Origin of the sequence: Exiguobacterium sp., assembly GCF_020832205.1 — a bacterium.
Taxonomy (GTDB): Bacteria; Bacillota; Bacilli; order Exiguobacteriales; family Exiguobacteriaceae; genus Exiguobacterium.
The window spans coordinates 1-11719 of sequence record NZ_JAFIFD010000002.1; the positions used below are offsets into that span (position 1 = coordinate 1).

Here is an 11719-nt window from a genome sequence, read left to right on the forward strand (position 1 = left end):
CGTTACGTCGAGAAGACGTTCGGCATCAAGGAAGAGCGGACGACGCCCGCCTACGCGTCACAGGACGGCATCGACTACGTGCCGATGGGCAAGAAGCGCAACTCGATGATCCAGCTGTTGAACATCGCCGGCGTCGGACCGATCTTCGGGCCGATCATGGGGGCTCTCTACGGGCCGGTCGCGTTCCTTTGGATCGTCTTCGGCTCGATCTTCGCCGGCGCCGTGCACGACTATTTGACCGGCATGATCTCGCTCCGCAACAACGGGGCGCACTTGCCGCAGCTCGCCGAGAAGTTCCTCGGCCGCTCGCTCCGCCATATCGTCAACGGGTTCGCACTCTTGCTCTTACTGTTGGTCGGGACGGTGTTCGTCACGTCGCCGAGCAACATGATCAACAACCTGTTCGGCGGGGACGCGTCGACGCTCGTCTTCGTCATCTTCGCCATCTTCGCCTACTACATCTTGGCGACGCTCCTCCCGGTCGACAAGATCATCGGGCGCATCTACCCGTTCTTCGGCGCGCTGCTGTTGATCAGTGCCGTCGGCATCGGGGTCAGCCTGTTCGCGCAAGGCTACAAGGTCCCGGAGATGACACTGACGAACATGCACCCGGACGGCCTGCCGATCTGGCCGCTCCTCTTCTTCACGATCTCGTGCGGGGCACTGTCCGGCTTCCACGCCACGCAGTCGCCGATCATCTCGCGGACGACGATGAAAGAAAGCAACGGGCGCAGCATCTTCTACGGCATGATGATCGTCGAAGCGGTCATCGCGATGGTATGGGCCGGCGCGGCCATGGCCATCTTCGAGCCGGGTGAGTTGCTCGGCATGATCCAGGCCGGCACACCGGCACTCGTCGTCCAAGAAGTCGCGACGCTCATGCTCGGCAGCATCGGCGGCACGCTCGCCATCCTCGGCGTCATCGTCTTGCCGATCACGTCGGGCGACACGGCGTTCCGCAGCGCCCGGATGATCATCGCCGACTACTTGAAGGTCGCACAGAAGAAGTTCGCCTCCCGCCTCTGGATCGCATTGCCACTCTTCGCGATCTCATACGTATTGACGAACATGGACTTCCAGATGCTCTGGCAGTACTTCAACTGGGCGAACCAGACGACGGCCGTCATCGCGCTCTTCGTCGGGGCGATGTACTTGTACATCAAGGGACGCAACCACTACATCGCGCTCGTCCCGGGCACGTTCATGTTGTACGCGGTCTGGTTCTACATCCTGACGGCGCCGATCGGCTTCAAGATGGACGGGGTGATCCCATACGTCATCGCCACGATCGGCACGGTCACGCTGCTCGTCCTGTTCCACGTGCGCGCGCGGGCGATGCGGGCACAGAACATGGAGTGCGACGTCCGCATCGATACAGCTGCATGACAAAAGGGTTTGACCGTCACGGTCAAACCCTTTCTTCTTGTTCATCGAGCCGCGTCGTGCTCGTCGCGACGGGCGAGTAGAGATAAATCGAGAACGTCGTCCCTTTGCCGTATTCTGAATCGGCGTGGATGCCCCAGCCGTGTGCCTCGGCGATGCGTTTACAGATGCGCAGGCCGAGGCCGGTCCCTTTGATCGGACGGTGGGCGTCGGAGTCGACGCGGTAATACTCGTCAAAGATATACGGCAGCGCTTCTTCCGGGATGCCGATTCCTGAGTCTTTGACGGACAAGACGAGCGTCCCGTCTTCGTCCGCCACTTCGACCGTGACGGTTCCGCCTTCTGGCGAGTACTTGATCGCGTTGCCGACCAAGTTGTGGACGAGCTGCAACAGTTTTTCTTGATCGGCCTCGATCACGAGCCCGTCCGCTGCCGACAGCTTCACGTCATGTTGGCTTGACGTCGTGTCATAGCTCGCCACCACTTCTTCGAGGAGCGGTTTCAATTTGACCGCTTCCCGTGCGAGCAAGTCCTCAGAATACGTGACCCGTTGGTAGTCGAGGAAATTGTCGACGAGCCGCTCGAGCCTGTCCGCTTCCTGTTTCACGAGCGCGAGCATCGTATGCGTCTTTTCGTCATCGGCATGGCGATACATGAGCAGCTCGGTGTAGCCGTTGATGGCCGTGAGCGGTGTCCGGAAGTCGTGGGACAGTTCGGCGAGGAACGCGTCTTTTTGCTCCTCGAAATGGATCGCTTCCGTCTCATCGCGCCACATGATGAAGACGCCGCGCGGGGTGTGGGTGAAGTTGAAGATGAGTTGGATCACCCGTTCCCCGAGGTGAAGTTGACGGGAGTCCATCCGCGGACAGCAGAGGAAGCGGTTGTCGAGCAGCTCTTCCCAGAAGAGCGACACGGCTTCCAAGTCGGCGCCGTTCTGTTCGAACCGTTCAAAAAAGAAGTCACTCAACGCCTCGACGTTCGGGAACCGCCGCGTCACCATCGACGGACAGAGCGCCCGCAACTGCTCGTTCGAGTACAGATGGTTGCGCGTGAAATCGATATAACAGACGGCGTCCTGCACTTCTTCGACAATCGAGGCGATCGGGAAGGCGTGCGGCGATCGGGTCCGTTTTAACGGCAGGGGCCGTTTACCGATGATCCGGTTATGATGACGGCGCGACGGATAGAAATGCTTGCGTTCCATAGGTAGACCTCCTTTCAGTTGGGAGATGATATATAGGAAATACAAGAGATTTTATAAATGTGGTGAATACTTTCTACTAATTTCAATTATACGTCAACTCGCTAAAAACCAATAGTCACAATAAAGAACCAATAAAAAACGGCACCGAACCGGGACGAAATGAACAATACCTCCATCCCGTGACGGAATGGAGGCATCATAATCAGAAGAAGTTGTAAGGATTGAGGCTGCTCGCCGGGGCGCTGCTGCTGTAGACGTACGGCGACTTATGTACTTCGAAATGAAGGTGGCTGCCGAACGAGTTGCCGGTGTTACCGACTGTACCGATGTTCGCGCCTCTTAAGACGGTCTGTCCTTGGGCGACGTTCAAACGGTCGAGGTGGGCGTAAACGGTCGTGTACGACTGCCCGTTCAATTGGTGCGTGATCATGATGTGGTTCCCGTAGGCGCCGGAGTTGCGGGCGACGATGACTTGTCCGCCAGACGCGGCCACGACCGGCGTGCCTTTCGCTGCCGCGAGGTCGATGCCGTTATGGAACGTGTAGCCGTAAACGCCGCTCGCTGGACCATACTTTTGCGTCAACGTGCCTTTCGTCGGCATGAGCAGCTTCGTGGCTGATGTCGTTTGGAGCGTCGTGCTCCCGTAAGGTTTAATAAAAGCACTCGAGACGTAGCGTGACGTGCCGTTGAAATTGATCTTCGTCCATGAGGCCGATGTGTGTTGTGCCGAGAATGTCTGCCCGAGCTTGACGCTGCCGACGATTGGATACGTCGTACCAGGGCCGGACCGGACGTTCAAGCTGTTCGTCGTCACTTCGGCCTTGTAGTAAGTCGACGCTTCGACGGGTGTCGAGCTAGGGGTGATGAGACCAATGGCGAGCAATACGCTTAATGTAATTGTCATTAATTTCTTTTTCATTTTTATGTAAAATCCCTTCAATGTAAACGATTGTTATATGCGACATAATGAACCTGATAATTTAAATTCTATCATCAAAAATATATTTTAATATTTCATTTATATTTCAAAAAAATATATTGACATTCTAAAAAAGAACCTGCCCAGTTTGGACAAGTTCGCTGTGAGAGCTACATAAAAAGAGTGAGGTTTCTTTAGTTCGCGGACAGTTCGTCTTCGGTCACCCATTTGTGGTTCGTGACGCGCTCCCCGTTGTCTAGCTCAAAGTCGACCATGTAAACGGTCGTCTCCTCAGCAGAGTCAATCGTTGCGGTCGAACCGCCCATCCCGCTCATATGCTCGGCATCGACCGTCACTTCGTCACCTGGCTCATAAGCGTCGGCTTTTGCATCGATGATTTCTTCGTGAACGATCCATTTGTGGTCCGTGACGCGTTCGCCACCATGCATCGGGTCGTAGGAAATGCTATAGACGACCGTGTCGTAGGCCTCTACAATAGTTGCCTCCGCACCCTCCATACCAGGCATATGGGCTTCGGTGATGATGGCTGTGTCGCCGACCTCGAACGTTGGGTTTTCAGCCGGTGTCAAGCCTTCGGGCACATCCCGAGAACCTGACATGTCCATGCCGCTGTGGTCCGTACCGTCCATTGTCTCTTCCATCTGATCACTCATGTTCGTGTCGTTATTCGTTGTGTCGTTTCCACCACAGGCGGCGAGCAAGCCGCTGAGTGAGAGTGTCATCGTCATCATCGTGAGTGTTTTGTTTAACTTCATCAGTTTTCCCTCCATTTTAGAGGGTCAGTTGACTTGTAACTGACCCATCATTCCATTTTCTTCATGCTCGAGGATGTGGCAGTGGTACATGAACGTTCCTTTTTCTTGGAACGTCACCTCGATTTTGACTCTCTCATCCGGGGCGACGGCGACCGTATCTTTCCAGCCTCTTTCATTCGCAGGAGGCGGATTGCCATCCCGTTCGAGAATCCGGAACTGGACGCCGTGGATGTGGAACGGGTGGGTCATACCGCCCATCATGTCTTCGCGGTTGTAAATTTCCCACACCTCGGTCGTGCCTTGTTCGACTTGAATATCGATTCGATCTGGATCGAATCGTTTTCCATCAATCGTCACCATGTTTCCCATCCCGAATAACGTTAGGCGCCGGTCGGTTTCGCTCGAATTGTTCGAAGTAGGGCCTTCGTCGAATGGATTGATCCCATCCACGTCTTGTCTGTTGCGTTCGCGCAACGTAAACGTGGTGAACGATACACCGTTTGCTTGCAAAGTGATGTTATCCTCAAGCGCCTGCTCTGAGAAATCGATTAAAATTTCAGCCCGCTCGCTAGGTGTGAGCGTCAACGTCTCGAGTGCTACGGGTTTGTCGAGTAGTCCGCCGTCTGTCGCAATCTGGGTGAATGGTTCCCCGTTCGATAGCGAGAAGTCGAGATTCCGTGCGTTAGAGCCGTTGACGAGGCGAACGCGAAGTGTGTCCGTGGTCACGTCGAACGTCGTATTGATTGCTCCGTTCGCGATCAAAGTATCACCGACCGTCCCATCGACGTTCATCTGGCGGTCATAGTCGAGCTGTCCGTCATCTGTGAAGAGTCGATCTTGAACGATGAGCGGAATGTCGTCGATGCCGTACGTATTGGGTAGGCCTGTCTGTAATTCATCCGTTACATAAAGGAGACCGGATAAGCCGAGATATACTTGTTCGGCTGTCGCGCCCATTGGATGCGGGTGGAACCAGAGCGTAGCGGGTTGTTGATCGATGTCGAGACGGACTTGCTTTTGTTCACCCGGATCAATCAATTGATGGGGTCCACCGTCCTCGCTTCCGGGGATGACGAGACCGTGCCAATGGAACGAGGTCGGTTCATTGAGTTGATTGATTGTCTTGATATAGACGGTCTTTTCAATCGGCAACTCAATCATCGGTCCGAGCAGACTCCCGTTGTAGCCAAGCGTCTCCGTACTGACACCTTCATCGAAGAATCGATGCTCGCCACGTTCGGCCCGAACCGTATAATAGAGCGCATCGTCTGTGACACGGTCCGGTTTTAGCCGTTGGGGGAGGGGGAGCGGCTGGTTCGGTTCGTTCGACGCGACGAGCTCGATGATGCCTCCCCGTCCCATCCCGCCATTGCCATGCATCATGCCGCCATCCCGTTCTCCCATGAATGCTCCGTTGCCCATCATCCAGTTCCCAGGATTGAACGTGAACAATAGGAAGAGCAGTCCCATCACGATACTGACGATACCCGCCCCGATGATCCATTTCATTACGCCGTTCATAAGACCTCATCCTTTCGCCTAAAAACGTGAGCCTATTTTGTTATACCAACAAGTTATGAAATTTTTGTTAAATGAAAAAATAAGTTTTTACATACCATATAGGGGTATATGGTATACATAGGAGGCGATTAACGTGGAACATTCACACCACGCGTCATCTCATCATGAACACGGAGAAATGCATGATTCGCATACCGGAGGACATGAAGGGATGATTGAAGCGTATAAGCGTCGATTTTTCGTTTCGTTAGGGCTGACGATTCCGATTCTCATTTTGTCGGATATGATTCAAGAATGGGTTGGTTTCGAACTCACGTTTCCTTATGAGAAGGAGACGCTCTTCGTGTTGGCGACGATTGTTTACATCTATGGAGGTTGGCCGTTTTTAAAAGGTAGCATCGACGAATTGCGTCAACGAAATCCAGGGATGATGATGCTGATCGGGCTCGCCATCAGCGTCGCGTACTTCTATAGTGTCGCTATCGTGTTCGGGTATGGGCATGGACATGATTTCTTTTGGGAGTTGGCGACGTTGATCGTCATCATGTTGCTCGGGCACTGGATCGAGATGCGCTCCATCATGGGGGCGTCGAACGCGTTGCAACAACTCGTTCGCTTATTACCGAGCGTGGCGCACCGCATCAACGGGAGTGACACGGAAGACGTTCCTGTCTCTGCGCTAGTAACCGGAGACTTGATTCTCGTCAAGCCAGGTGAGCAAATCCCGGTCGACGGAGAATTGTTGAAGGGGCGGACGACGGTCGACGAGTCGATGTTGACCGGTGAATCGATACCGGTCGAAAAAGAGACGGGCGACGTCGTCATCGCAGGATCAATCAATCAAGAAGGCAGTATGACGATTGCGACGACGAGCACGGGGGAAAGCACGTACTTGGCGAAAGTCATCGATTTGGTCAAAGAAGCGCAGGAATCTAAATCGAAAACGCAAAACCTGGCTAACCGAGCTGCCAAGCTCTTGTTTTATGTCGCCGTCGGGGCGGGGGTGCTGACGTTTGTCATTTGGCTCGCCCTCGGTTACCCCGTCAGTATGGCCGTCGAGCGAATGGTCACCGTCATGGTCATCTCATGTCCGCACGCACTCGGTCTCGCGGCCCCGCTCGTCGTGGCGGTCTCGACATCACTATCGGCGAAACGCGGCCTGCTGATTCGGAACCGGACCCAATTCGAGGAGGCGCGTCATCTCGATGCGATCATCTTCGATAAGACGGGAACGTTGACGCAAGGCGACTTCGGCGTGACGGACATTGAAGCCGCATCCGCTTATACAGAAGATGAGGTGTTACGTCTGGCTGCCGCAGTCGAGATGGCCTCTCAACATCCGCTCGCACGTGGCATTCTTCGGGAAGCGGAGAAACGCCACTTGACGTTGCCCGAAGTCGTCGATTTCGCATCGATCACGGGCGTCGGGTTAGAAGGTCGGGTCGACGGAGGGCATGTCCAAGTCGTCAGCCCGCGCTTCATTCGCGAGAACGGGCTGTCGATTGACGAAGTGACGTTCGATCAGTTGTCCGACGCCGGTAAGACGGTCGTCTTCACGCTTCGCGACGGAGAGTTGGTTGGAATGATCGCCTTGGCAGACATGGTTCGCAGTGAGGCGAAAGAGACGGTCCGAGCTTTGAAAGACCGGGGTGTCCGCTCCATCATGCTCACTGGGGACAACCGGAAAGTGGCAGATTGGGTCGCGTCGCAACTGCACATCGAGGAAGTGTACGCCGAAGTATTACCGGACGATAAATCACGGCAAGTGCAAAACGTTCAAGCCGACGGCAGCAAAGTGGCGATGGTTGGAGACGGCATCAATGACGCGCCGGCTTTGGCCCAAGCGGACGTGGGGATTGCCATCGGGAGCGGGACCGACGTTGCCGTCGAGACGGCCGATATCGTCCTCGTTCGGAGCAATCCAAAAGACGTTTTGACAATCCTTGATTTGTCCCGTAACACGTACAATAAGATGATTCAAAACTTGTGGTGGGCCGCCGGTTATAACATCGTCGCCATTCCGCTCGCGGCAGGTGTGTTGGCCCCATTCGGCATCATCTTGTCCCCGGCCATTGGCGCAGTACTCATGAGCCTCAGCACCGTCATCGTCGCGCTCAATGCGCGGACGCTCAAACTTTAACAATTTTTTCACGTTTAGCCTCCATACTAGGGAAGATGCTGAAGATGGAGGAAGAATACATGAAAAAAACGTTGATTTTGCCAAGTCTCTTGACGACCCTATTGATGACCGCTTGTGCGAGTACACCATCGAATGAAACGGCGACTCAATCAGAAGCGCCAACGGTAGAGACGGACCAAGCGTCTCAACAAACTGAGGCCGACAACTGGAAACAGGTCGGGACTGGCGCGGCCGTCTCACACATCCATGGGGCTGGCTTTTGGCAGGAAGATGCCCGTCCGGTCATCGCGACGCATACAGGCCTGATGGAATTCAGGGAAGACGGTTGGTATGAATTGATGTCGAACCGGCATGACTACATGGGATTTGAACTCGTCGAAGATGGATTTTATGCGAGCGGTCACCCCGAACAGCAATCAGCTTTCAAAAATCCGCTCGGTGTCGTCCGCGGCACCGAGCGAGGCGAGACGCTTGAAGTCCGCTCGCTAGAAGGGGAGGCGGATTTTCACCATATGAGCGCAGGCTATACGTCAGAAAGTCTATACGTTTATCTAGAAGAGCCGACAAGTGAGCTACAATCAGGATTTTACCGTTCGCTCGACAAAGGCGAGGCGTTTGAACCGATGAAGATGGACGGGACGGCTCGATACGGGATTGCCGGTCTACTCGCCGACGCGAACGAGCCGTTGCGCGTGTATGTGTACGGCCCGGACGGTATGCTCGTCTCAGATGACGGGGGTGATACGTTCGATTCGTTAATCGCAGACGAACCTATCCTCCTCGCCGCAACGGATGGCACGACACTCGCCTATGTCCGAGAAGCAGCTGCTTATGAACTCGTCTTACGGCAGACCGGAAATGAGACGATTCTCTCGCTACCGAACCTAGAAGCGGACGTGGTCCCGATTGAACTCGCCGTTGAGGAGGGGCGCCTTTTACTCGCTACTTCTGACAATAGCGTCTATTTGTTTGAAGAGGGGAGCTGGTCGACGCTTCTTCACGCGGGTGTGGCGAAGTGACGCTTTCACAACTCTTTCACAAGTGATGGGGAAAAGATTTGAAATCAGTTGGAAAGAGGTGCTCGGGTGAAAGAGGAACGACGGATTGAGGTATATGACCTCGAGCTTGACGGGATGAACGTACAATCGTTCGCCCATTTAATCGTCCGTATGGCGACGTGTCTCGTTCGAGATAATGATTTGATTTTCGAAGGGTTCAAGGAACGCATCGGTCACCATTACTCCGACGTCGAATTTTTTGAAGTCGTGAATCAACTCGAGCGCCACATCGCGAGGCGGATTCATCACGTCCGGCAGTTCGTCCTCATCTCGTCTACGTTAGATGAGGCCGTTCTCGTCAACTACTCGTCAGAAAAACTGATGATGATTCCATTGTATGGACCGGGCATCATGTACGCCGCGTTAGAGCGTCTTGAGCCGACGTGGGGAACGTATAAAGTGGCCATCTGGCCGAACCCATAAAAAATAGCCGTTGCTTGCGTCATACAAGCAGCGGCTATTTTGTTAGAAGCGGAAGTGTGATCGTGAAGGTCGTACCCGAGCGATTCGACGCGACGTCAAGCGATCCTTCATGGTATTGGATAATCTGTTGGGCGATGGCGAGCCCGAGCCCGCTCCCGCCCGTCCGTCTCGAACGCGACTTCTCGACGCGATACAGCCGTTCGAAAATATATGGCAAGTCTGCTTCGGGAATCCCTTTGCCGTCATCTTGGAGGGTGAACGTAATCGTGTCCTTTTTCAAAACGCCATCAAGCGTGACGTGGCTCGCCTCGCTATGCACGATTGCGTTATGCCCGAGCGCGCGGAACACTTGAATGATTCGATTGTGGTCGATTCGGAGAGCCGCAGCGGACGAAATCGAGAGCCGGCTCTCAAATACAATCGGTGTGACACGAAACATGGACGTGAGGACGCGGGTCAAATCGTCACACAAATCAGAGAGAATAATCTCGTCTTGATGAAGCGTGAAGGTGTTCTCGTCGAGTTGGGCGAGCTGAAATGCATTCTCGACGAGTTCAGTCAACGCTTGGCTCTCTTCTAAAATCGTTTGAATCGATTGGTCTTTCAAGGCGGCAGGTGTCTGAGGCTTAGATGCGATTTCCGCATACCCCTGTAGATAAGTGAGCGGTGTCTTGATCTCGTGGGCAAGATTGGACAGAAATTGATTCCGCTCTGTTTTTAGGCGGGACAACTCGCGCGACATCGATTCGATGGAGCGTGCGAGTTCTCCGATTTCGTCGACGCGTGACGTCGGGAGCGTCAGCTCATCCGGTCGCGTCAACACGTTCTCGGTCGCTCGGCGCAGCTGCTGGATCGGATTGGAAATCAGTCGACTGAGCAAGAGGAACGTCAATGCCGTGACGATGAGTGCGATGGCGGTGATATAGAGGAAGCGAAGCTGCAAACGATGACTGATCCCGTGGATGATTTCTGTCGGCAGGAACATGTACACATAGCCGTAGCGTGTCGCTTCATCCATCGAATCGATTGGCGTCCGGACGGCGAGATATGGTTTGTTCTCCCAGTCCGTTTCGAGCACGACCGTTTGATCGAACGTGGCCTGGTCGGAGGCATCCCGGACAAATGTCGACAAGACGTCCGGGAATCGATTGGATGTGTCGAGCAGTTCATGATTCGGTGCGACGATAGCGACTTTCGTATCGGTCTCACTTTCCATCGTCGCGACATGCGAAATCGTTTCCTTATCAAAACTCATCGCCAATACACTCGCGTGGCTTTCCGCCCGTGACTCGAGCCGGTCAATTTCCTCGACGACCCTTTCTCCGAGTAAGGTATGGTACAGAAGCATAAACAAGACACTTTCAATCAGTAACGTCGTCAATAAAAAGACGAGACTGATTCGAAACGGGAGACTATTTCGCCAAGGCATCACGGCACATCCCGCCCCTCGACCCAGCGGTAGCCCCGTCCCCATACGGTCTTCAAATAATCATCAATTGGAAAGCCAGCCTCACCAAGCTTGTCCCGAATCATGCGGATGTGGGCATCGACGGTCCGGGGGTCAGATTCTGAAGAGTACGGCCAGACGAGGTCATATAAGTCCATGCGGTTATACAATCGGTTCGGATGTTCGAGAAACAATTTTAAAATCGCCGTCGCTTTCGGGGTCAGGACGATCTCTTGTTCCTCATAGAGCACACGGCCGCTCGCTTCGTCATACCGTAGCGGGCCATAGCTGACGTTCGTGAGTCGGCTGCGGCGTAACACGGCACGAATCCGGGCGAGCAAGACGTTCCCATCGAACGGCTTCGTCACATAGTCATCGGCCCCGGCGTCTAAGCCGCGAATCGTCGTCTCACTGTCAGATCGTGCCGTCAACAGGACGACGGGCAAATCGGCATCCCGCTTTTTCAGTTGACGACAGAGAGTGATACCGTCCACATCCGGCATCATAATATCCAATAAGACCAAGTCAGGACGGTCAGCGATGAGCTCGAGCGCTTCGGCCGCATCGCTCGCCTCGAGACATGTATAGCCGTCGCCTTCGAGAAAGAGCCGCAACAGGCGGCGCATCTTCATCTCATCATCCACAATCAATATCTTCATGCATTCCCTCCTCTCTCAACGTTCAGTTCGTGATGCATCCCCCGGTTCCCTTTCGTGCGGGTAGAAACGATGGACAAGGGCAGGTTCGTCACACGGAATCAGTTCGCCGTCGACACGTTCGATTCGATCGTGTCCTTTTCCGAAAATGATGCCGCAGTCGTAGTCAGGGAGCCGTTCGGCGAACGCACG

General features: G+C 54.3%; 10 protein-coding genes. 4 read left to right on the forward strand and 6 right to left on the reverse strand.

Going from position 1 to position 11719, the window contains the following annotated elements; all coding sequences use genetic code 11:
* A partial coding sequence (locus JJU47_RS00220) for a carbon starvation CstA family protein (RefSeq protein WP_228615572.1) occupies window positions 1–1386 on the forward strand: 1386 nt, incomplete at its 5' end.
* A 22-nt stretch (window positions 1387–1408) separates the two neighbouring features.
* On the opposite strand, the gene JJU47_RS00225 is transcribed toward JJU47_RS00220, so the two are convergent.
* The 4 genes from JJU47_RS00225 to JJU47_RS00240 form a co-directional block, all read right to left on the reverse strand.
* Entirely contained in the window at window positions 1409–2587 is a 1179-nt protein-coding gene (locus JJU47_RS00225; RefSeq protein ID WP_228615573.1) for a sensor histidine kinase, read from the reverse strand.
* A gap of 202 nt (window positions 2588–2789) precedes the next feature.
* Window positions 2790–3491: a peptidoglycan DD-metalloendopeptidase family protein gene (locus JJU47_RS00230; protein ID WP_228615574.1), complete on the reverse strand. Its 702-nt coding sequence runs from the start codon at window positions 3489–3491 to the stop codon at window positions 2790–2792.
* A gap of 209 nt (window positions 3492–3700) precedes the next feature.
* Complete coding sequence (locus tag JJU47_RS00235) at window positions 3701–4282, reverse strand: YdhK family protein (protein WP_228615575.1); 582 nt, start codon at window positions 4280–4282, stop codon at window positions 3701–3703.
* Window positions 4283–4306: 24 nt separating this feature from the next.
* A complete protein-coding gene (locus tag JJU47_RS00240; protein WP_228615576.1) occupies window positions 4307–5803 on the reverse strand; it encodes a multicopper oxidase family protein in 1497 nt (498 codons plus the stop codon).
* Between the two features lie 178 nt (window positions 5804–5981).
* Here JJU47_RS00240 and JJU47_RS00245 point away from each other — a divergent pair, with 178 nt between their 5' ends.
* From JJU47_RS00245 to JJU47_RS00255, 3 genes are all read left to right on the forward strand, one after another.
* On the forward strand, window positions 5982–7943 hold the full coding sequence (locus JJU47_RS00245; protein ID WP_228615581.1) for a heavy metal translocating P-type ATPase: 1962 nt from the start codon (window positions 5982–5984) through the stop codon (window positions 7941–7943).
* Between the two features lie 59 nt (window positions 7944–8002).
* On the forward strand, window positions 8003–8962 hold the full coding sequence (locus tag JJU47_RS00250; protein ID WP_228615577.1) for a F510_1955 family glycosylhydrolase: 960 nt from the start codon (window positions 8003–8005) through the stop codon (window positions 8960–8962).
* 66 nt (window positions 8963–9028) lie between these two features.
* Window positions 9029–9424, forward strand: a complete 396-nt coding sequence (locus JJU47_RS00255) for a hypothetical protein (RefSeq protein ID WP_228615578.1) — start codon at window positions 9029–9031, stop codon at window positions 9422–9424.
* 34 nt (window positions 9425–9458) lie between these two features.
* Here the strand turns inward: JJU47_RS00255 and JJU47_RS00260 are convergent, their stop codons facing one another.
* Together JJU47_RS00260 and JJU47_RS00265 are read right to left on the reverse strand one after the other, a co-directional pair.
* Entirely contained in the window at window positions 9459–10853 is a 1395-nt protein-coding gene (locus tag JJU47_RS00260) for a sensor histidine kinase (protein WP_228615579.1), read from the reverse strand.
* Entirely contained in the window at window positions 10853–11530 is a 678-nt protein-coding gene (locus tag JJU47_RS00265; protein WP_228615580.1) for a response regulator transcription factor, read from the reverse strand. The genes JJU47_RS00260 and JJU47_RS00265 overlap by 1 nt, the downstream gene beginning before the upstream one ends.
* Window positions 11531–11719: the final 189 nt, after the last annotated feature.

Excerpts from the sequence above, each read along its gene's own strand:
- JJU47_RS00225 (WP_228615573.1), bottom strand. The coding sequence starts at position 2,587 with ATGGAACGCAAGCATTTCTATCCGTCGCGCCGTCATCATAACCGGATC.
- JJU47_RS00230 (WP_228615574.1), bottom strand. The coding sequence starts at position 3,491 with ATGACAATTACATTAAGCGTATTGCTCGCCATTGGTCTCATCACCCCT.
- JJU47_RS00235 (WP_228615575.1), bottom strand. The coding sequence starts at position 4,282 with ATGAAGTTAAACAAAACACTCACGATGATGACGATGACACTCTCACTC.
- JJU47_RS00240 (WP_228615576.1), bottom strand. The coding sequence starts at position 5,803 with ATGAACGGCGTAATGAAATGGATCATCGGGGCGGGTATCGTCAGTATC.
- JJU47_RS00245 (WP_228615581.1), top strand. The coding sequence starts at position 5,982 with ATGCATGATTCGCATACCGGAGGACATGAAGGGATGATTGAAGCGTAT.
- JJU47_RS00250 (WP_228615577.1), top strand. The coding sequence starts at position 8,003 with ATGAAAAAAACGTTGATTTTGCCAAGTCTCTTGACGACCCTATTGATG.
- JJU47_RS00260 (WP_228615579.1), bottom strand. The coding sequence starts at position 10,853 with ATGCCTTGGCGAAATAGTCTCCCGTTTCGAATCAGTCTCGTCTTTTTA.
- JJU47_RS00265 (WP_228615580.1), bottom strand. The coding sequence starts at position 11,530 with ATGAAGATATTGATTGTGGATGATGAGATGAAGATGCGCCGCCTGTTG.